Raw genomic sequence first — 19077 nt, 5'->3', positions numbered from 1 at the left:
GGCTCCTTAACTTTATCGCCCAGTCAGCCCGGCCCGGGCGAGTCGCTGCGCAGGCGGACGGGCCGCGCGCCCGTCGCGTCAGGAGTCCCCATGTCCGGTAGCCCGCCGCCCACGGGTGGCTTCGTCCGCCGTGTCGGTCTGTTCCAGGCCACGGCCATCAACATGAGTCAGATGTGCGGCATCGGGCCGTTCGTGACGATCCCGCTGATGGTCGCCGCGTTCGGCGGCCCGCAGGCGATCATCGGCTTCGTCGCGGGCGCGGTCCTCGCGCTGTGCGACGGACTGGTCTGGGCGGAACTGGGTGCCTCGATGCCCGGCTCCGGCGGCAGTTACCTCTATCTGCGCCAGGCCTTCCAGTACCGCACCGGCCGCCTGATGCCGTTCCTGTTCGTGTGGACGGCGATGCTCTTCATCCCGCTGATCATGTCCACGGGTGTGGTCGGCTTCGTGCAGTACCTGGGCTATCTCGCCCCCGGTCTCGGGCAGACGGCGGGCGACCTGATCGGGCTCGGCATCATCGCCCTGGTCGTGATCCTGCTCTGGCGTGGCATCGAGCACATCGCCCGCATCACCACCGTGATGTGGACCGTGATGATCGCCTCGGTGCTCCTGGTGATCGTCGCCTCGGCCGGCGACTTCAGCCCCCGTCGGGCCTTCACCTACCCGTCGGGCGCCTTCGACCTGACGAGCAACCACTTCTGGCTCGGCTTCGCCGCGGGCCTGACCATCGGCATCTACGACTACCTCGGCTACAACACCACGGCCTACATGGGGGCCGAGATCAAGGACCCCGGCCGGAACCTCCCGCGCTCGATCCTCTACTCCATCCTCGGCATCATGGTGATCTACCTGCTGCTCCAGATCGGCACCCTCGGAGTGATCGACTGGAAGCGGATGACCGACCCGCACGACATCGCCTCCACCTCGGTGGCCTCGGCGGTGCTGGAGGAGACCTGGGGCAAGGGCGCCGCCGACGTGGTGACCGTGCTGATCCTCGTCACGGCGTTCGCCTCCGTCTTCACGGGCCTGCTCGGCGGCTCCCGCGTCCCCTACGACGCCGCCCGCGACCGTGTCTTCTTCCGCCCCTACGAGAAGCTGCACCCCAAGCACCGCTTCCCGATGCTGGGCCTTGCCACGATGGGCGTGATCACCGCGGCCGGCTTCCTGATCGGCCGGCACACCGACCTTGCGACTCTGATCCAGTTGCTCACCACGGTCATGGTGATCGTCCAGGCGCTCGCCCAGATCGTGGCACTGACCGTGGTGCGCAGACGCCGGCCGGACCTGCTCCGGCCGTACCGGATGTGGCTGTATCCGCTGCCGAGCATCGTCGCGTTCGTCGGCTGGTGCGTGATCTACGGATACGCCGACAAGAACTCCCCGGGACGCCACCCCATCGAGTGGTCCCTGGCCTGGCTGGCCCTCGGCTGTGTGGCCTTCCTGGTCTGGGCCCGACTGGAGAGGGTGTGGCCGTTCGGCGCGAAGGAGATCGCCGAGGAGCCCAAGGTCCTTGAGGTGAGCTAGAGTTACGGCAGTCTTCGCGAGCCTCCCCGGACCGGACCTCAAGTCCGCCGGGGAGGCTGCTTTTTATGACCGACATATTCCCGGCGGACCGGGACCTGACCGTCCGCCCCGCGACCAGTGACGACCGGCCCACCGTCGAGCGGCTGTGGCTGATGTTCCACCATGACCTGTCCGAGTTCCGCGGCGCCCTGCCCGGCCCGGACGGCACCTTCCGCAACGAGCGGGTCGAGTACGCCTTCACCCGGCCGGACTGGGCGCCGTACCTGTTCGTGCGTGACGAGCGGCCGGCCGGCTTCGCGTTCGTGCGCGCGCTGGACGCACCGGTGCGCGTGCTGAACAGCTTCTTCGTGGTGCGCGGGGCGCGCCGCCTCGGCATCGGGACGCGGGCCGTACGGGACGTGCTGCGCCGGCACCCCGGGAACTGGGAGATCGCCTACCAGGGCGACAATCCGGCGGCCGTGCGGTTCTGGCCGCACATCGCCCGTGACCTGGCCCAGGACGCCTGGACGCGCGAGCTGCGGCCGGTACCGGACCGGCCGGAGCTGCCCCCGGACGTGTGGATCTCGTTCGCCGTGACCGGCTGAGCGGAGTCGGTTACTCGGCCTGCGCGGCCTGCGCCGTGCCGTTCTTGCCGTGGTCGCCGCCCGGCAGCGGGGTGGGCTTGGCGTCACCCGTGCCGGGCTGCGGCTGCGGGGCGTCCTCGACACAGGAGGTCACATGCAGCGTGACATGCAGGCCGTTGTTCTCGCCGTGGGCGGTGTGGCCCTTGGCGGTCAGGGTGTCGAGTTTGTGGCCGTGGGCGTAGATGTCGGCTTCGTAGTGGGTGGGGCCGATCTTGTAGACCTTTGCGGTCGAGGTGTCGTCGGCGACCGCGAGCCACACCGTCTTGACGAGACCCCGCTTGTCCTTGCAGTGGGCCGACGCGTGGGCGACGGGAGCCGACTCGGGGGCGGTGGCGGCCGGCGCGCCGGAGGCCGTGGCGGCGAGGACGGCGCCGGCACCGGCGGCGACGACGGTGGGTGCGCAGGGTGTGAAGAGCGCGCATGGGTGAACTGTCCTTCGATCGGTTGCGTTCGTCGGTGTGTCTTCGACGCTACGGACCGTCCATCAAGGGCGCCCATGCGTCATGTAACAGCTGTTCGTAGCGTTCGGCTCAAATCGGAACATAATCCGCGATTCAACCGGTGTAATCGCAGGAAATCCATTGGTCTCGCCTCGGTATCCAAGGGCCCCTCTTGACATGCAAGCATCGACAAGTTCGAGCGCCCGCGCCTGAGTGCGCTCGGTGCCCTGAAGCGACGAGCCGAGGAAGCCGTGACCGACAAGCCCAGCTTTGTGTACGTCACCTACATCGCGAGCACGCCCGAGAAGGTCTGGGAGGCGCTCACCGACGCCGACCTGACGGCCGCCTACTGGGGTCATCGCAACGAATCCGACTGGCGGCCCGGCTCGCGCTGGGCGCATGTGCGCACCGACGGCTCCGGCGTCGAGGACGTCGTCGGCCGGGTCGTCGAGAGCAAGCCGCCGACCCGCCTCGTCGCCACCTGGGCCGCGCCCGCCGAGGAGGATCGGGAGGACCGGCACTCCCGGGTCACCTTCGAGATCCAGCCCTACGAGGACATCGTCCGGCTGACCGTCGTCCACGAGGACCTCAATGACGAGGGCGAGCGCTCACAGGTCGGCGCCGGCTGGCCGGCCGTGCTGTCCAACCTCAAGTCGCTGCTGGAGACCGGCCGGACCCTGCCGCAGGAGCCCTGGCTGGTGCCGAGTCCCTGAAGCGGGCGCGGGAAAGGCCGGTCCGCACGCGCGGACCGGCCTCGGCCGCCCTCCTGTTCTTCCCCTTGCTTCCCCCTTTCTCGCATCTCCCGCTACGGCCTGGGCGCGCTCTTCGACGCCGTTCCGGCGCAGACCAGTCCGAGTACGAGCGCCAGTGCGCCGATGACGACGTTGTTGATGATCACGCCCTTGTCGGGGCCCCTGCCCACGATCCAGGGAGCGATGATCATCCAGACGCCCAAGGCGCACATGGCCCAGCTGAGGCCGTACATCCGCTCGGGGGCCCTGGTGAAGCCGAGTGCCAGCAGGCCTATCGCTATCCCCATGATCAGGTTGTGGGTCATGAGGGAGGGCTGGCTCGTCGTGTAGTGCACGATCCACGGAGATGCCGCGCAGTACAGGCCGAGCAGGAAGACCGGCCCGTCCACGAGCGCCACATCACGACCGCCGAGCATGCGGGCGTAGCGATCCCGCATTTCGGAGACATCGGGGTGGGTCGATATATCACCCCTGTGCGAGACGTTGGCCATGACTCGTCTCCTTTGACTTTGCAGGCCAGACCGCGTCTGGGTGCGGTGTGACATATACACCGCTTTGTCCTAGTTTGCTCTTATTTCTTCTTTATGTGTAGCTCTCGTTGTGTGGCCTGGCTCACTCCAGGGACCGGGCCTGCCGGAAGCGGGCCAGACCGTCGGCGAGGTCGACGACCCGGTCCGGGTAGCCGCTGATGCCCGCCCGGTCCCGCAGCTTCCACGGCTCGTGCACCGCCGCCCCCGCGACACCGGCCAGCTCGGGCACCCAGCGCCGCACGTACGCCCCGTCGGGATCGTGCCGCCTGCCCTGGGCGACGGGGTTGAGGACCCGGTTGGGGCGGGTGTCCGTGCCGGTGCCCGCCACCCACTGCCAGTTCAGCTGGTTGTTCGCCAGGTCGCCGTCGACCAGCAGTTCCAGGAAGTGCCGGGCCCCCACACGCCAGTCGACGTACAGCGTCTTGGTCAGAAAGCTCGCCGTCAGCAGGCGCCCGCGGTTGTGCATCCAGCCCTCGTGGCGCAGCTGGCGCATCGCGGCATCGATCACCGGAAAGCCGGTACGGCCCTCCCGCCAGGCCTCGATGTCGGCGCGGGCCGTGCGCTCGGACCGCCACCGGTCGCGCCGCGTGCGGTAGTCGGTGACGGCCGCGGCGGGCCGCGCCGCCAGTACCTGACGGTGGAAGTCGCGCCAGGCGAGCTGCCGGACGAACGCCTCCGCGCCCGGGCCGCCCGCCTTCCGCGCGCGGTGGACGAGTTCGACGGGGGACAGTGTGCCGAAGTGCAGGTGCGGGGACAGTCGCGAGGTGGCGTCACCGGCCAGGTCGTCGTGCCGGTCCGCGTACCCGGCGAGGCCCGAACGGAGCCACGCGGTCAGCCGTTTCCTGCCCGCCGTCTCGCCGCCGGCCGCCGTTTCCGGGGACACACCGGACAGCGCGGCACGGAACGGCAAGCCCTCGGACGCGATGCCGTCCGGGACCTGGACCACGCGCGGCGCGCCCAGCGGGTCGCGCACCCGCTGCACCGACCAGTGGCGGAAGTACGGAGTGAAGACCGCGAAGTGGTCCGAGGCGGCCGGCGTCAGCGCACCGGGCGCCAGCACCGTGGTCACCGTGTCGTGCACGTGCAGCCGCCGCCCGTCCGCCTCCAGGGCGCGCCGCAGCCGCCGCTCCCGGAGCTGGGCGTACCCGCTCACGTCGGCAGCCATGTGCACCTCACCCGCGCCCGCTGCCGCGGCCACCGCGCACACCTCCTCGACGACGTCACCGCAGCGCACCACGAGCCGCCCGCCGCGCTCGCGCAGCCCGGCATCGAGGTCCCGCAGGCAGTCGGAGAGGAACGCCAGCCGGTTGGGCACCGCGAAACCGGCGTCCGTCACGCCCCGGTCCCGCACGAACAGCGGGACCACCTGGCGGCCCCCGGCCGACGCGGCGCGCAGCGGCGGGTGGTCGTGCAGACGCAGATCGGACGTGAACAGGACGACCGAGGCGGTCATGACGCGGCTCCGGGGGGGGCGAGGTCGAGGGCGGCGAGGCGGACGCGTGAGGCTCCGCCGGCCCTGCGCGAGGCCCCATGAGGATCGTGGCCCGCGCGGGCGGGCGGAGGGGGGCGCCGCGCCGGAGAACATCGAGGAGGAGAGTGTCGAGAGAGGGAGCGCCGAGGGGGAGAGCGCCGAGAGGGAGGGCGCCGAGAGGGAGCCGATGCGCGACGTCCTCGGGCCGTCATCGGCTCCCGGGCGCGTCGGCCGAGGGCCGCGTGGAGAGCCTGCGCCTGCGCCACCGCCACCGCGCGTCGGCAGCGAGGCGAGCGGGGTGCCCGGGCGTGTTGACATATCAACGGCCGCCGGTATGGGGAGTTCCCGCTCCGGACTGTGTGCGGTCTCGCTCAACGGATTTCCCGTCACACCCTGGTGAAATTCAAGGTCCGCGATACGAGACCGGTCGGGTTCTTCTTGACGGCCCTCGCCGGGGCGATCCGCCGCGCTCCCTCCTTTTTCCTGCTTTCCCGCCTGAATTCGCCGCGCCCGCACGCCCCTTGAATTCGGCGTTCTGGAAAACATTCCGCGCCAGGAGTTCCGCATACCCGCAGCAACCGTGGAGTTCACCTACTGGGTCACCCAACTCCCCCACGAGAAAGTGAGTTCGAGTCCCTCGTGGCCCGAGTGCGACTGTCGGCACCACTGCGCACCCTCAGAAACGAGGCACCCATGGCCACCGTCCTGTCCGTCTCCGGCAGCCCCTCCGCCACCTCGCGCACCGGTCGCCTGCTGCGCCACCTCGACCAGCGGCTGACCGCCCAGGGGCACGTGGTGATCCCGCTCGACGTCCGTGCCCTGCCGGCCGAGGCCCTGCTCGGCCCCGACGTACGGCACCCGGCCATCGCCCGGGCCGCCGAACTGTTCGCCCGTGCCGACGGCGTCCTGATCGGCACACCGATCTACAAGGCCTCGTACTCCGGCGTGCTCAAGGCGCTGCTCGACCTGCTCCCGCAGTACGCGCTGACCGGCAAGACCGTGCTGCCGCTCGCCACCGGCGGCTCCACCGCCCATGTCCTCGCCATCGACTACGCGCTGCGCCCGGTGCTGAACTCCATGGGGGCCGCACACATAGTCCAAGGCTGGTTCACCCTCGACAAGGACATCACCGTGGGCGAGGACGGCTCACTGACCCTCGCCCCCGCCACCGCCGAGGCCCTCGGTCAGGTGGTGGACCAGTTCTCGGTCGCCCTCGGCCGGACTCCGGTCCTGGCGGCGGCGGGTTGAGCGGCCCACCACGACCGCACCCGTCATCGCCGACGACGCCGAACGGCGGCCTCCTCGAGTCGAGCCGAGCCGGGCGTCCCGCTCCGGACCGCCCGCCACGACCCTGCCCACCGTCCCCGCGCGGCCCCCGGCTCCCGCACCCCGCACCGCCCTTGGCGAGGCGCACAGCCCCACGCCCCGCACGACCCGGTACCCCGGAAGAGCCGGTACCTCGGTCGGCCCGCGCCGACCGGCACCCGGCCGCCCGGCCGAGGCCTGGGCGGAGGCGGACCGGCTGCTCGACGGCTTCGACCCGGAGACGGTCAGGGCCGTACAGGAGGGTCTCGCGCGCAGCGAGTCCGAGGGTCAGCAGCGCATGCTCGCCCTGCACGGCGGCAGTCGGGACGGCCTGGAGATCCACCCCAACCTGTGGGCCGGCATCGGCCTGGTGCGCGGTGGCGCGGGCACGGCCCTGGTCGGCAGCCACGACGAGGTCGTCGAGCGGATCGAGGAGTACCACGCCCTCGGCATCGACGAGTTCGTCCTCTCCGGCTATCCGCACCTGGAGGAGACGTACTGGTTCGGCGAGGGCGTGCTGCCCCGGCTCGCCGCGCAGGGACTGTGGACGCATCCCCACGCCGGGACGCCCGCTGCCGAGGCCCAGGTGCCGTTCGCGGGCTGACCAACCCGCCCCGCCCGAAGGTCGGTTCATGACGCGAGAACCGACCGGCGCCGGAGCGGTGGGCGCCTGGGGGACCTGCTTGTGGCGTGCGCTCCGTACGACACCTAGCCCGCCCGGGGGGCGAGAGGGCGTGACGGCGACGACCGCTCAGGCGCCCGCCAGCGCCCGCAGATGCGCGGCCCTCGACTCGGCCGTCTGCCCCTGCACCAGCAGGAACAGCGCCTCCCGGGCGAGGCGTTGGGCGCGGCTCGTCAGGGCCATCGACCGCCCGCCCCCGGCCACCACCGCCGCCGTGGTGGCCGTCCGCAGCACCTCGTACGCCTCCGCGCGCACCGCCAGCCGTTCCACGACCCGCTCCAGCGGTGCCGGATGGTCGGCCAGGGCGTAGGCGCGACGGCGGACGTCGGCGAGCCGGGCCGTGAACGGGGCGGCCGTCTTGGGGTCCAGCAGTGACAGGGCGGCCTCCGCGACGCCGAAGACCGCCGGGCCGGCGTTCAGCGTCCTGGCCCGGTCCGCGGGTGCCCACCGCTCGTACCGGGTCCGCAGGGCCACCGCCTCCTCGGGCAGCCACAGTCCGGTCAGCTCCAGTGACACCGTGCGCGTGGCGGTCAGCGCCGCGAGGCGCATCGGCTCAGACGCGCGCAGCCCGGGCCGGCCGCGTGCCTCGGTGAAGGCGAAGAGCACCTCGTCGTCATCGCTCACCCCGGCGAGCAGCATCACGTCGTTCAGGCCCCACCCGGTGTACCAGGGCACACTCCCCTCGAACCGCCAACCCCGACCCTCCCGGCGCACGCGCACCGGGATGCGCGGATACGAGCGCAGATGCGCGTACGCCACCCCGGACAACAGCTCACCTCGCGACAAGGGGCCCAACAGCCGCTCCCTGACGGGGAGTTCGCTCCGTGCGAGGATCTGCACCGGAGTGTGGTGCTGGGTCTGCACGAACCACGTCGAACAGCACGCGCCGGCCAGGATCTCCGCGATCCGGCGGACCACGCCCGGCGGTGCCCCCGAGCCTCCGTAGGCGACCGGAGCGCCCGCCCCGAGCAGCCCCGACCTCTTCACCGCCTCGATGTGGCTCGCCGGTACGCCTTCCTGGTCGACCCGCTCGGCCTCGGGAACCAGCAGGTCCGCGGCGAGGCGACGGGCGCGGTCGAGGAGTGGGTGCGCGCAGGTGGGTGTCATATCCATGATTCTTCGACACCCCGGACCTCGCCTGCCAACATGTGCCGCACGTCGCCCGTGTCGGGCGCCCTCGCCGCCCGCACCGCACCGCCGGGGCGCCGGCCGCGTACGGCCCGGCCGCCGGGCCCGCCGGGAGTGAGGCCGGTCCGGCCGAAAGCGGGACCGAGCGGGCCTGCCCGGAGAGGCGGGACCGAGCGGGCCTGGCCGGAGACGCACGGGCGACCCCGGGCTGTGAGCGCCGTCACCTTGAGCCGCCGGAATGAACTTGAGGACGTGAAAGGTTGGCAAGTACATCCACCGAGACCTAGGCTCGGGCCGAACCCGCCCGTGCACCCCCAGCGAGGCACCCGTGAACCACCCCGCCATCGAGCAGCCCGCCGACATCGTGGCCCGGCTGCGCGCCACCTTCGCCGCCGGCCGCACCAAGCCCGTCGAGTGGCGTACCGGCCAGCTGCGCCGCCTGCGCGCGATGCTCACGGACCGCGGCGCCGACCTCGCCGCCGCCCTCCACGCCGACCTGGGCAAGAGCCGCACCGAGGCCTACCGCACCGAGATCGACTTCACGATCCGGGAGATCGACCACACGCTCGACCACCTCGAGCAGTGGCTCCGCCCGGAGCCCGCGCCGGTCCCGGCGCACCTCGGTGCCGACGCCACGGCCTGGACGCAGTACGATCCGCTCGGTGTCGTCCTCGTCATCGCGCCCTGGAACTACCCGGCGCAGCTGCTGCTCGCCCCGATGGTCGGCGCGCTGGCCTCCGGCAACGCGGTGGTCGTCAAGCCGAGCGAGCTGGCCCCGGCCACCTCGGCGGTGCTGGCCGAGCTGATCCCGGCCTTCCTCGACACCGACGCGGTCGCCGTCGTCGAGGGCGGCATCCCGGAGACGACGGCCCTGCTGGCCGAGCGCTTCGACCACATCTTCTACACCGGCAACGGCACCGTCGGCCGTATCGTGATGCGCGCCGCCGCCGAGCACCTCACCCCGGTCACCCTCGAACTCGGCGGCAAGTCCCCGGTGTTCGTGGACCAGGGCGCCGACCTCGAGGTGGTCGCGGACCGGCTCGTGCGCGGCAAGTTCCTCAACGCCGGGCAGACCTGTGTCGCCCCCGACTACGTCCTGACCGACCCGTCGACGGCCGCCGCCCTGGAGCCCGCGCTGGTGCGCGCGGTCGAGGCGCTGTTCGGCACCGACCCGGCGGCCTCGCCGGAGTACGGCCGGATCATCAACGAGCGCCACTTCGACCGTCTCCTTGCCCTGCTCGGCTCGGGCCGGGTGGCGGCAGGCGGCGCGAGCGACCGTGCGACGAAGTACATCGCCCCGACCGTCCTCGCGGACGTCGACCCGTCCTCGCCCGTCATGCAGGAGGAGATCTTCGGCCCGATCCTGCCGATCGTCGCCGTGCCGGGCCTGGACGAGGCGATCGCCTTCATCAACGACCGTGACAAGCCGCTCGCGCTGTACGTCTTCAGCGAGTCCAAGCGCACGCGCGGGCGCCTCGCCGCCGAGACCTCCTCCGGCGGCCTCGGCTACGGCCTGCCGCTCGCCCACCTCACCGTCTCCGACCTGCCGTTCGGCGGTGTGGGGGAGAGCGGCATGGGCAGCTACCACGGCCGCTACTCCGTCGAGACCTTCAGCCACCGCAAGGCGGTACTGGACAAGCCGCTCGGCTGAACTCGTTTGCGCGGCGGGAAGGATGTGCGAAGATCCGCCGGATGACCGCTGAAACGATCACCGCGGATGCTTCCGGCACCTTCAAGCTCGGCGACCTGCCCGTCCACCGCATCGGCTTGGGAGCCATGCGGCTGACGGGCAGCGCCGCGTTCCATCTCGGCACCCCGAGCGACCGGGAACGCTCGATCGCCGTGCTGCGGCGCGCCGTCGAGCTGGGCGTGAACCACATCGACACCGCGGCGTTCTACTTCTCCGCCACGCGCTCCGCCAACGAACTGATCAACACCGCCCTCGCCCCGTACACCGACGACCTCGTCATCACCACCAAGGTCGGCCCCTTCCGCGACTACTACGGCGAGTGGGGCACCGCGGCCCGGCCCGACCAACTGCGCGGGCACGTCGAGGAGAACCTGCGCCAGCTCGGCCGTGACCACCTCGACGTCGTCAACTTCCGCCGCCAGCAACAGGATTCGATCGCCGAGCACTTCGGTGCGCTCGCGGAGTTGCGCGAGGCCGGCCTGATCCGGCACCTCGGTGTCTCCGGCGTCCAGCCCCGCCATCTCGCCGAGGCCCTGGAGATCGCCCCGGTGGTGTGCGTCCAGAACCGCTACGCGCTGGACCGTGCCGACCCCGTCGACGACGAGGTGCTGCGCCTGTGCGCCGAGCACGGCATCGCGTTCGTCCCGTTCTACGCCGTCGCCGGCGAGTCCGGCCCCCGGGCGGCGGCAGAGCGCCACGACGACGAGGTGCTTGCCCTCGCCCGCGCCCACGGTGTGAGCCCCGCGCAGATCCGCATCGCCTGGACCCTGCACCAGGGTCCCCACGTCCTCGCCATCCCCGGCACCGGCGACCCCGACCACCTCGCGGAGAACGTGGCGGCGGGGGCGTTGCGCCTGACGGCGGACGAGCTGGCACGGCTGGACGCCCTGCACACCGGGACACGCTGAAGCGACCGTGGGGCCGGCAGGCCGGTTCCCGTGCCCCGAGGCGGCCCGTCCGGTGGCGTGCCGGGGCGTGCGGCCTGTGAGCGGTCGGCTCTCGCGTGCCGGGCCGGGGCCCGTACGTCCGCCGACCGGACGCCGCCTGCCTCGCGCACCCCCGGTCCTCGCATAATGGGCAGACGGGTGTGCGCTCGTACGACGGTCCGGTTGACTACCATCGTGTAGACGGACTCCCGGGTCGCAGACGAGGACGGGGTGAGGAACGTTCCATGACCGAGGTGAAGGACGAGCGCCGGCCTGCCGGTGAGCTGGAGGCGAGCGTCATGGCCGCACTCTGGGCCGCGGGCACGCCCCGCACCCCGGGCCAGGTCCAGTCGAGCCTCGGCGCGGACCTGGCCCGTACGACGGTGACGACGATCCTGACGCGGCTGTACGACAAGGGAGTGGTCGAGCGGCACCGTCAGGGTCGCGGGTACGCCTATTTCCCGGTGCGTGAGGTCCAGGACGCCCAGGGGCTGACCGCGCGCCGGATGCACAGCGAGCTGGACCGGGACAGCGACCGCGAGACCGTGCTGGCCCGCTTCGTCGCCCAGCTCGGCCCCGACGACGAACGCATCCTGCGGGACCTGCTCGAACCCGATGAACGATGACTGCTCTGCTTCTGCTGCCCCTGCTGCTGCCGTTCGCCCTGCCGGCCCTGGCCCGCCGGGCCCTGGACCGGCTGGCCCCGGTGGCCGCGCTGTGGGCCGTCACTCTCTGTGCGGTCGCGCTCGCAGGCTGCTCGCTGGCCGCGCTCGGCGGGTTCGTCCTGATCGGGCTGCTCAAGCTCCCGCTGTTCGCCGCGTTCGGCGAGCTGGTCCGCCCGCTGCACACCGCCTCGGACCTGGTCGTCCTGCCGGCCGCCGCGACCTCCGTGGGCGTGCTCGCCGTCTGCGTCTGGACCCTCGCCCGCTCGGTGCTGCACCAGGCCCGCGCCTTCGGTGCCGCCCGCACCCAGGCCGGGCACCGCCCCGCCGTCGGCGACCTGTGCGTGGTGGACTCGCCCCGCCCGGACGCCTACGCCCTGCCGGGCCGCCCGCACCGGATCGTCGTCACCACCGCGATGCTGCGCAGCCTGGACGGCCGTGAACGCGAGGTGCTGTTCGCGCACGAGCGGGCGCACAACGACGGCGGTCACCACTACTTCCTCGCCGCCGCCGAACTCGTCGCCCACTGCCACCCCGCCCTGCGCCCGGTGCGCGAGACCATCCGCCTCGCCGCCGAGCGCGCTGCCGACGAGGCCGCCGCGGCCCGGGTCGGCGACCGGCGGCTGACCGCCCGGGCCATCGCCCGCGCGGCCCTCGCCGGACAGGCCGCGCACACCGAGCGTCCCGACTTCGTGGCCGCCGCGACCACCGGTCCGGTCCCGCAGCGCGTCCAGGCCCTGCTGGCCGCGGCCCCGCACAGGCCGCGGGCCGGTCGCGCGATCGCCGCCGTCCTCCTCGCCTGCACCGCCGTCTCCTGTGTGGCCGCGGCCGCCGGGATGGCCGATTTCCACCACCGTGTGGAGATCGCCCAGGGCGAGGAAAACACCTGACACTTGCCGCCGGGCGACACCTGTGGCAAGCCTGTGGCACCCCTGGAGCAACGCGCGTAGAACAGGACTGGCGTCCGTCTAGTTTTACGTATAACCTCACCGGCTAATCACCTCCACCGGAAGGTCCCGATGCGACGCGTCGCCCTGGTCACCCTCGTCGTCGACGACTACGACGAGGCCATCCGCTTCTACACCGAGGCCCTCGGTTTCCGCCTGGCCGAGGACGCCCCGCGCCCCGACGGCTCCCGCTGGGTCGTCGTGGAGCCCGGCGGTGACGGAGCCGGTACCGGGCTGCTGCTCGCCCGTGCCAAGGGCGAGGACCAGCGGGCCCGCGTCGGCGACCAGACCGGCGGCCGCGTCGGGTTCTTCCTGCACACCGACGACTTCGCCCGCGACCACGCCCGCATGACCGCGGCCGGCGTGACCTTCCTGGAGCAGCCGCGGCACGAGCCGTACGGCACCGTCGCCGTCTTCCAGGACCTCTACGGCAACCGCTGGGACCTGCTCCAGCCCGCCGACCACTGACATCCCACCGCACCACCCGAGGAAAGTCCTGCCATGACCGAGCCCCGCATCGACACCGAGACCATCCGCCGGCTCCCCAAGGCCGTGCTGCACGACCACCTCGACGGCGGCCTGCGCCCCGCCACCGTCGTCGAACTCGCGGCGGAGATCGGTCACACCCTGCCCACCACCGACCCCGACGAGCTGGCCGCCTGGTACGTCGAGGCCGCCAACTCCGGCGACCTGGTCCGCTACATCGCCACCTTCGAGCACACCCTCGCCGTCATGCAGACCCGTGCCGGCCTGCTGCGCACCGCCGAGGAGTATGTGCAGGACCTGGCCGCCGACGGTGTCGTCTATGCCGAGGTGCGCTACGCCCCCGAGCTGAACACCAGGGGCGGGCTCACGCTGAGCGAGGTCGTGGAGACCGTCCAGGAGGGCCTCGCCGCCGGCATGGCCAAGGCGGCCGCCGCCGGTACCCCCGTGCGGGTCGGCACCCTGCTGTGCGGCATGCGGATGTTCGACCGGGTCCATGAGGCCGCCGACCTGGCCGTCGCCTACCGGGACGCCGGTGTCGTCGGCTTCGACATCGCCGGCGCCGAGGACGGCTTCCCGCCCGCCGACCACCTGGCCGCCTTCGAGCACCTGCGCCGCGAGAGCGTGCCGTTCACGATCCACGCCGGTGAGGCCCACGGCCTGCCCAGCATCCACCAGGCCCTGCAGGTGTGCGGTGCCCAGCGCATCGGCCACGGTGTGCGCCTGACCGAGGACATCCCCGACCTCGCGGCCGGCAAGCTCGGCCGGCTCGCCTCCTGGGTGCGCGACCGCCGGGTCGCACTGGAGATGTGCCCGACGTCCAACCTCCAGACGGGCTGCGCCACCTCGATCGCCGAGCACCCGATCACGGCCCTGAAGGACCTCGGTTTCCGGGTCACCCTCAACACCGACAACCGGCTGGTGTCGGGGACGACGATGACGCGGGAGATGTCCCTGCTGGTCGAGGAGGCGGGCTGGACGGTGGAGGACCTGCGCACGGTCACGGTGAACGCCGTCAAGAGCGCGTTCATCCCGTTCGACGAGCGCAGGGCCCTCATCGAGGACGTGGTCCTGCCGGGTTACGCTGCCGCGCTCTGAACCAGCCCCTTGAGGTAGGCGGCCTGTCCGACGTGCTGAAGGTCGTCGGACAGGACGCTCACCAGGCGGACGGCGAGCGTGACGGGGGGATCCCAGCGTTCGTCCACGATGCGTTCCAGATCCTTGGCGGCGAGCGAGCGCAGCGCGCCGAGGGTCTGCTCGTGGACGGCGTCGTAGTACCCGGTCAGCAGGTCGGCGGAGTCGACCTTGACCTTCGCGACCTTCGCGGGAGTGTGCCCGTAGCCGTGGTCCCGGGCCGGCAGGTCGAGGCCGAAACGCTTCTCCCAGCCCTGGGCGAGCCACACCTGCTCGAGGCCGAACGCATCGGCGATGTGGTCGTCCTGGACCCGGGTGAGGTGCCAGACGAGCCAGGCGACGGAGTTCGCGTCGGGCGCCGGGCGGTGGTTCAGCTCGTCCGGTCCGAGGCCGTCGAGGGCGGCATGGACTTCTTCCTGGATGCGGCCGTAGCCGTCGATGAGGATGTCCTTGGCATGCATAAGGTCCACCATCGCGCATCCGACGCCCTCACGCGTCCGGAATCCAGCTCCCGTGGAAGCCCAGCGGCACCCGCCCGGGCAGATGCACCCGAGCCACCGGCTCGCCGCTGAAGTCCTGCGCGGCGAGGACCACCAGGTCGGCCAGGCCCCGCTCCGGATTGTGGACGTAGGCGAGGGCGTAGCCGTCGTCCTCCGCGGCCCGCGGGTCCTTCGGGGCGCGCGCCACGAACACCGCCTCACCGGCCGCCGCCGACCGCGCCAGCCGGTGCACCTCGGTGCTGCCGCGCAGCAGGTCGTGCTTGACGAGCGCGTTGGAGAAGGCGTCGTCGGGCGGGGTGCCGCCGTCCGGTGTCAGATACGCGGCCGTCAGCCCGGCGGCCGCCGCCGTGTAGCCGTAGCGGTGCCGGCGCGAGACCAACGACTCGTTCACGCGCGGGAATTCCTGTGGCCGGTCGTCCAGCACCCGCTGCCGTACCCGTCCGTGGCGCAGGTCGACCGTCCAGCGTTCCAGCCGGGTCGTGTGCGGCGCGTACGGGCCGTCCGAGCCGCGCCCGGCGACGTAGAACGGCGCCGGACACGCCATCAGGTCCACCACCACGGACGCACCCTCTTCATAGGCGTTGAGGGTGTGCGAGTAGAAGACCGGATCGATGCCGAACCAGCGCACCGCACCCCCGGTCCGCGGCATGACACCGACCCGGGTGGGGTGGCTCCGGTTCCAGACGTACGGCACCGGGGCGCCGCACCGGGCCGCAGCCGCGTCGAAGGTGACCGGCAGGTCGAAGACGACGACATGGCGCTCGGTCAGCGCGAAGTCGTGCATCATCGGCGCTCCGGCCACCGGCATGCGGGTCGTGCGGACGATCTGCCCCGAGGCGTCCACGACCATGTGCCGGACGTGGTCCCAGTCCGGGTGGTAGGCGATCGCGTGCAGTTCGTCGGCGTGCACGTCGTACTTGGTGTGTGCCGTGAACGCGCCCTGCAGGGTACCCCGGAAGTCGTAGGCACCCACGGTGCCCAGCTCGCCGTCGAGTTCGTACGGCAGCGGGCCGCCCTCCTGGAGCGCGAGGATCCGCCCCCGGTACGGGACGACGTGCGTGTTGCAGGCGAAGTCCTCCTGCGGCACTGGCCCCCGACGGCTCTCGCCGAGCTTCTTCGCGACCTGCGCCGAGCGCACCCAGCGGTTGCGATACCACTCGGCCCTGCCGTCGCGCAGCCGGACCCCGTGCACCATGCCCTCGCCGAGCATCCAGTGGTGGACCCGGGGGTCCTCAAGACCGAGGGGGTTGGGACCGTTGCGCAGGAAGCGGCCGTTCAGCTCGCGCGGGATGCGTCCGGTCACCGGCAGGTCGAAAGCCGTCAGTTCCTCCGTGACGGGCGCGAAGGCACCTTCCAGGAAGGGATGATGACGCCTCGTCACTTCTGATGCGGTGCGAGCCGTCGCCGCCCGGGCCGTTCCCGTTCCCGTGCCGACGAGTGCGCCCGCCGCCGCGAGCCCGGCCGTGCCGCGCAGCACGGTCCGCCGTGTGTGTTCCGCCATGACAAGTCCCCTGAACCGTCGTCGTGGTGACTGACGGCTACGAGTCTGGTGCGGCGGGCGGCCGGAATCAGGAGGCCTGGGGCCCCTCCTGGGGTGGTGCCAGGCCCCCTGCCGCGCCACCTGTTTCCAGGAGCGTGACGAGCGCGCGGGCGGCGGGGCTGGTGGCGCGGTCCGGCGGCAGCAGGGCGCAGGTCTCGTACTCCGCCTCACCCGTGCCCTTGAGCGAAAGCGCCGTGAGTGAGGGCCGCTTGTGCCGGAAGTGCCGGGGTACGACCGCGATCCCCAGGTTCTCGTCCACCAGGTCCAGCAGGCTGTGCACGTCGTTGACCTCGAGTGCGACCGTGCGCCGGACCCCCGCCGCGGCGAACGCGGCGTCGGTCGTGCGCCGCGGGCCCCAGTCCGGATGGAAGTCGACGAAGACCTCCCCGGTCAGGTCGTCCGGGGTGAGCACCGCGCCCGCCGCGGCCAGCCGGTGCCCGGGATGGCACAGCACGGTCATCGGCTCGCTGGTCAGTGCCACCGAGCGCAGTTGGTCGGAGTCCGCCCGGGTGCGGTAGGCGAAGGCCAGGTCGAGCCGGCCGGCCGCGACCTCCTCGGCCAGCGCGCCCGAGCCGGCCTGCCGCAGCCGGATCTCCACGTCCGGGTGCCGGCCCCGGAAACCCGCCAGCAGCCGCGCCACGTGCACCCCGGCGATGCACTGCTCGGTGCCGAGAGCCAGCGTGCCGCGCAGCACACCCTGCACCGCGGCCACCGCCTCGTGCGCCGAGCGCACCTGCGCCAGGATCCGCTCGGCCTCCACCAGCAGGGCCCGCCCCGCCTCGGTGAGCGTCACCCGTCGGGTGGTCCGCACGAACAACGGCGCCCGCAGCTCCCGCTCCAGCGCCCTGATGGACGCCGACAGACCCGACTGGGAGACCATCAGGCGCTCGGCGGCCCGGGTGAAATGCTGGTCCTCGGCGACGGCGACGAAGTGCTGGAGATGGCGCAGTTCCATGATTGAGAAGCCTAGCCGCTGAATTCCATCGGATTCTCCTGTTGGACCGCTGCGTGGGGCGCGGGGAAGAGTGGCCCGGGTAGATCGTGCGCCAACCCCTCTGGAGTCGCGTTGTACACCGCACACCCCGACCGCTACGACCGCATGCCCTACCGGCGCACCGGACGCAGCGGACTCACGCTCCCCGCGCTCTCCCTCGGCCTGTGGCACAACTTCGGCCCGGACCGGCCCGCCGAGACCCAGCGGGCCATCCTGCGCCGCGCCTTCGACCTGGGCGTCACCCACTTCGACCTCGCCAACAACTACGGGCCGCCGCCCGGCGCCGCCGAGTCCGCGCTCGGTGATGCCCTGAAGGCCGACTTCGCGCCGTACCGCGACGAGCTGGTGATCTCCACCAAGGCCGGCTACCTCATGTGGCCCGGCCCGTACGGCGAATGGGGCTCGCGCAAGTACCTGCTCTCCTCGCTCGACCAGAGTCTGCGGCGGATGGGCCTGGACCACGTCGACATCTTCTACTCGCACCGCTTCGACCCGGACACCCCGCTGCAGGAGACGATGGGCGCCCTGCACTCGGCGGTGCAGCAGGGCAAGGCGCTCTACGTCGGCGTCTCCAACTACCCGGCCGAGCAGACCCGCGAGGCCGCCCGGATCCTCGCCGGCCTCGGTACCCCGCTCCTCATCCACCAGCCGCGCTACTCGATGCTCGACCGGCGCCCCGAGGACGAGGGCCTGCTCGACGCCCTGGACGAGCTGCAGGTCGGCTCCATCGCCTACTCCCCGCTGGAGCAGGGCCTGCTCACCGGCCGTTATCTCGACGGCATCCCCGAGGGTTCCCGGGCCGCGAGCGACAGCCCCTTCCTCAGCTCGGACGCCGTCACCGAGGACCTGGTCGGCCGACTGCGCGCCCTGGACGAGATCGCCAGGTCCCGTGGCCAGACCCTGGCCCAGCTGGCCCTGGCCTGGGTGCTGCGCGGCGGCCGGGTCACCTCGGCACTGGTCGGCGCGAGCAGCCCGCAACAGCTGGAGGACAGCGTCGGCACCCTCCGCAACCTGGACTTCGACGCCGAGGAACTGGCGCGGATCGACGCGATCGTCAGGCCGTAACCGGGCGACGGGCAAGGAGGAGAGGCAGGGGCGCGGGCCGGGCCGATCCCTCGGACACCCCAGCAACGGACGGGTGACGGCCGGCAGGCAACAGGAGCCCGGCGACGGCCCGGCGCACCCGGCGGCTCACGCGTCCGACGGCTCCTCCGCGCTCCAGACGATCGCCGGGGGGACCACCCGCCCGCACAGCGGGTGGCCCTTGGCGTCGGTGAGGGCGAGCCGGCCCACCAGTACACCGTGCCGCCGCGCCTCGGTGAGCACCTGCGGCGGAACGTCGGCGAGCATCAGCTTGGCGCGCCGGAACATCCGGGACTCCTCCTCCTGGGGCTGCCTGCCGATCCAGGAGAGGTAGACGAAGCGCCCGCCGAGCCGGTTCTGCACGTACGGGCCGCGCAGCTCGCCGTCGGGGGTGAACGTGCAGGGGAGCGTCCACGTCGCCGTCGGGGCGTCGCCGGGCCGGGGATCGAGGAGTTCGGCGGGCCGGTCCTTGCGCTGGACCGCGACCTCGATCCCGCTGACCCCGTGGAAACCGGGCCCGGAACCGCAGTCGCGGCCCGGCAGGGTGTGCCCTTCGATGCGCAGGTGCATGCGTCCAGTGTGGGCGAGGCGGGGGAGGAGGCCAGCCCCTTCCCGCGGTGCGAGTTCCCGCAGCGCGAGCCGGGACACGTGCGCGCGCCGGAG

Annotated in this window: 19 protein-coding genes and 1 pseudogene; 12 read left to right on the top strand and 8 right to left on the bottom strand. The window is 72.1% G+C overall.

The features are described 5' to 3' along the window. Window positions 1-90: 90 nt before the first annotated feature. Both GQF42_RS06060 and GQF42_RS06055 read left to right on the top strand, forming a co-directional pair. Window positions 91-1524 carry an APC family permease gene (locus GQF42_RS06060; protein WP_158918363.1) on the top strand — a complete coding sequence of 478 codons (1434 nt, stop codon included), beginning with the start codon at window positions 91-93 and terminating at the stop codon, window positions 1522-1524. A gap of 65 nt (window positions 1525-1589) precedes the next feature. Next, window positions 1590-2108 (top strand): GNAT family N-acetyltransferase, encoded by a 519-nt coding sequence (locus tag GQF42_RS06055; protein ID WP_158918361.1) that lies wholly within the window; start codon window positions 1590-1592, stop codon window positions 2106-2108. A gap of 10 nt (window positions 2109-2118) precedes the next feature. On the opposite strand, the gene GQF42_RS06050 is transcribed toward GQF42_RS06055, so the two are convergent. Then, on the bottom strand, window positions 2119-2406 hold the full coding sequence (locus GQF42_RS06050) for a hypothetical protein (RefSeq protein WP_158918359.1): 288 nt from the start codon (window positions 2404-2406) through the stop codon (window positions 2119-2121). A gap of 432 nt (window positions 2407-2838) precedes the next feature. On the opposite strand from GQF42_RS06050, the gene GQF42_RS06045 reads away from it, so the two are divergent. Next, on the top strand, window positions 2839-3300 hold the full coding sequence (locus tag GQF42_RS06045; RefSeq protein WP_376000263.1) for an SRPBCC family protein: 462 nt from the start codon (window positions 2839-2841) through the stop codon (window positions 3298-3300). A gap of 92 nt (window positions 3301-3392) precedes the next feature. Here GQF42_RS06045 and GQF42_RS06040 read toward each other — a convergent pair whose 3' ends face one another. Both GQF42_RS06040 and GQF42_RS06035 read right to left on the bottom strand, forming a co-directional pair. After that, window positions 3393-3830, bottom strand: a complete 438-nt coding sequence (locus tag GQF42_RS06040; RefSeq protein WP_158918357.1) for an SPW repeat protein — start codon at window positions 3828-3830, stop codon at window positions 3393-3395. Window positions 3831-3951: 121 nt separating this feature from the next. Beyond that, window positions 3952-5322, bottom strand: coding sequence for a cryptochrome/photolyase family protein (locus tag GQF42_RS06035; RefSeq protein ID WP_158918355.1), 1371 nt, complete (start codon window positions 5320-5322; stop codon window positions 3952-3954). Between the two features lie 711 nt (window positions 5323-6033). Between GQF42_RS06035 and ssuE the strand changes: the two genes are divergently transcribed. Beyond that, window positions 6034-6588 (top strand): NADPH-dependent FMN reductase, encoded by a 555-nt coding sequence (gene ssuE, locus GQF42_RS06030; protein WP_158918353.1) that lies wholly within the window; start codon window positions 6034-6036, stop codon window positions 6586-6588. 250 nt (window positions 6589-6838) lie between these two features. Further along, window positions 6839-7249 (top strand): annotated as a pseudogene (locus GQF42_RS06025) (LLM class flavin-dependent oxidoreductase); the annotation flags it as partial. Window positions 7250-7396: 147 nt separating this feature from the next. On the opposite strand, the gene GQF42_RS06020 reads toward GQF42_RS06025, so the two are convergent. Then, window positions 7397-8440, bottom strand: coding sequence for an acyl-CoA dehydrogenase family protein (locus GQF42_RS06020; protein WP_158918351.1), 1044 nt, complete (start codon window positions 8438-8440; stop codon window positions 7397-7399). Window positions 8441-8783: 343 nt separating this feature from the next. Here GQF42_RS06020 and GQF42_RS06015 point away from each other — a divergent pair, with 343 nt between their 5' ends. From GQF42_RS06015 to GQF42_RS05990, 6 genes are all read left to right on the top strand, one after another. Next, window positions 8784-10106 carry an aldehyde dehydrogenase family protein gene (locus GQF42_RS06015; protein WP_158918349.1) on the top strand — a complete coding sequence of 441 codons (1323 nt, stop codon included), beginning with the start codon at window positions 8784-8786 and terminating at the stop codon, window positions 10104-10106. Between the two features lie 41 nt (window positions 10107-10147). Then, entirely contained in the window at window positions 10148-11053 is a 906-nt protein-coding gene (locus GQF42_RS06010; RefSeq protein WP_158918347.1) for an aldo/keto reductase, read from the top strand. Window positions 11054-11316: 263 nt separating this feature from the next. Continuing rightward, the gene (locus tag GQF42_RS06005) at window positions 11317-11697 is read left to right on the top strand and encodes a BlaI/MecI/CopY family transcriptional regulator (RefSeq protein WP_158918345.1); all 381 of its coding nucleotides are present in this window, start codon (window positions 11317-11319) and stop codon (window positions 11695-11697) included. Next, the gene (locus tag GQF42_RS06000) at window positions 11694-12623 is read left to right on the top strand and encodes a M48 family metalloprotease (protein ID WP_158918343.1); all 930 of its coding nucleotides are present in this window, start codon (window positions 11694-11696) and stop codon (window positions 12621-12623) included. The genes GQF42_RS06005 and GQF42_RS06000 overlap by 4 nt, the downstream gene beginning before the upstream one ends. A gap of 129 nt (window positions 12624-12752) precedes the next feature. Next, on the top strand, window positions 12753-13148 hold the full coding sequence (locus GQF42_RS05995; RefSeq protein WP_158918341.1) for a VOC family protein: 396 nt from the start codon (window positions 12753-12755) through the stop codon (window positions 13146-13148). Window positions 13149-13181: 33 nt separating this feature from the next. Beyond that, window positions 13182-14261, top strand: coding sequence for an adenosine deaminase (locus GQF42_RS05990; RefSeq protein ID WP_158918339.1), 1080 nt, complete (start codon window positions 13182-13184; stop codon window positions 14259-14261). Here the strand turns inward: GQF42_RS05990 and GQF42_RS05985 are convergent. The 3 genes from GQF42_RS05985 to GQF42_RS05975 all read right to left on the bottom strand — a co-directional run bounded on the left by GQF42_RS05985 (window position 14243) and on the right by GQF42_RS05975 (window position 17292). Next, a complete protein-coding gene (locus tag GQF42_RS05985; RefSeq protein WP_158918337.1) occupies window positions 14243-14758 on the bottom strand; it encodes a mycothiol transferase in 516 nt (171 codons plus the stop codon). The two genes, GQF42_RS05990 and GQF42_RS05985, sit on opposite strands and share 19 nt — an antisense overlap. Before the next feature lie 28 nt (window positions 14759-14786). After that, window positions 14787-16298, bottom strand: a complete 1512-nt coding sequence (locus tag GQF42_RS05980) for a carotenoid oxygenase family protein (protein WP_158918335.1) — start codon at window positions 16296-16298, stop codon at window positions 14787-14789. A gap of 67 nt (window positions 16299-16365) precedes the next feature. Next, window positions 16366-17292, bottom strand: coding sequence for a LysR family transcriptional regulator (locus GQF42_RS05975; protein WP_158918333.1), 927 nt, complete (start codon window positions 17290-17292; stop codon window positions 16366-16368). A 111-nt stretch (window positions 17293-17403) separates the two neighbouring features. Here GQF42_RS05975 and mgrA point away from each other — a divergent pair, with 111 nt between their 5' ends. Then, the gene (gene mgrA, locus GQF42_RS05970) at window positions 17404-18396 is read left to right on the top strand and encodes an L-glyceraldehyde 3-phosphate reductase (protein ID WP_158918331.1); all 993 of its coding nucleotides are present in this window, start codon (window positions 17404-17406) and stop codon (window positions 18394-18396) included. Between the two features lie 126 nt (window positions 18397-18522). On the opposite strand, the gene GQF42_RS05965 is transcribed toward mgrA, so the two are convergent. Next, window positions 18523-18984, bottom strand: coding sequence for a DUF5990 family protein (locus GQF42_RS05965; protein ID WP_158918329.1), 462 nt, complete (start codon window positions 18982-18984; stop codon window positions 18523-18525). Window positions 18985-19077: the final 93 nt, after the last annotated feature.

The sequence above is a fragment of the Streptomyces broussonetiae genome, from assembly GCF_009796285.1.
GTDB classification, from domain to species: domain Bacteria; phylum Actinomycetota; class Actinomycetes; order Streptomycetales; family Streptomycetaceae; genus Streptomyces; species Streptomyces broussonetiae.
This window is presented reverse-complemented; position numbering and strand designations above follow the sequence as displayed.

What these genes read in the sequence shown, in the direction of transcription:
- GQF42_RS06060 (WP_158918363.1), top strand. Translation starts at nt 91, where the DNA reads ATGTCCGGTAGCCCGCCGCCCACGGGTGGCTTCGTCCGCCGTGTCGGT.
- GQF42_RS06055 (WP_158918361.1), top strand. Translation starts at nt 1,590, where the DNA reads ATGACCGACATATTCCCGGCGGACCGGGACCTGACCGTCCGCCCCGCG.
- GQF42_RS06040 (WP_158918357.1), bottom strand. Translation starts at nt 3,830, where the DNA reads ATGGCCAACGTCTCGCACAGGGGTGATATATCGACCCACCCCGATGTC.
- GQF42_RS06035 (WP_158918355.1), bottom strand. Translation starts at nt 5,322, where the DNA reads ATGACCGCCTCGGTCGTCCTGTTCACGTCCGATCTGCGTCTGCACGAC.
- ssuE (WP_158918353.1), top strand. Translation starts at nt 6,034, where the DNA reads ATGGCCACCGTCCTGTCCGTCTCCGGCAGCCCCTCCGCCACCTCGCGC.
- GQF42_RS06020 (WP_158918351.1), bottom strand. Translation starts at nt 8,440, where the DNA reads ATGGATATGACACCCACCTGCGCGCACCCACTCCTCGACCGCGCCCGT.
- GQF42_RS06010 (WP_158918347.1), top strand. Translation starts at nt 10,148, where the DNA reads ATGACCGCTGAAACGATCACCGCGGATGCTTCCGGCACCTTCAAGCTC.
- GQF42_RS06005 (WP_158918345.1), top strand. Translation starts at nt 11,317, where the DNA reads ATGACCGAGGTGAAGGACGAGCGCCGGCCTGCCGGTGAGCTGGAGGCG.
- GQF42_RS06000 (WP_158918343.1), top strand. Translation starts at nt 11,694, where the DNA reads ATGACTGCTCTGCTTCTGCTGCCCCTGCTGCTGCCGTTCGCCCTGCCG.
- GQF42_RS05995 (WP_158918341.1), top strand. Translation starts at nt 12,753, where the DNA reads ATGCGACGCGTCGCCCTGGTCACCCTCGTCGTCGACGACTACGACGAG.
- GQF42_RS05990 (WP_158918339.1), top strand. Translation starts at nt 13,182, where the DNA reads ATGACCGAGCCCCGCATCGACACCGAGACCATCCGCCGGCTCCCCAAG.
- GQF42_RS05985 (WP_158918337.1), bottom strand. Translation starts at nt 14,758, where the DNA reads ATGCATGCCAAGGACATCCTCATCGACGGCTACGGCCGCATCCAGGAA.
- GQF42_RS05980 (WP_158918335.1), bottom strand. Translation starts at nt 16,298, where the DNA reads ATGGCGGAACACACACGGCGGACCGTGCTGCGCGGCACGGCCGGGCTC.
- GQF42_RS05975 (WP_158918333.1), bottom strand. Translation starts at nt 17,292, where the DNA reads ATGGAACTGCGCCATCTCCAGCACTTCGTCGCCGTCGCCGAGGACCAG.
- GQF42_RS05965 (WP_158918329.1), bottom strand. Translation starts at nt 18,984, where the DNA reads ATGCACCTGCGCATCGAAGGGCACACCCTGCCGGGCCGCGACTGCGGT.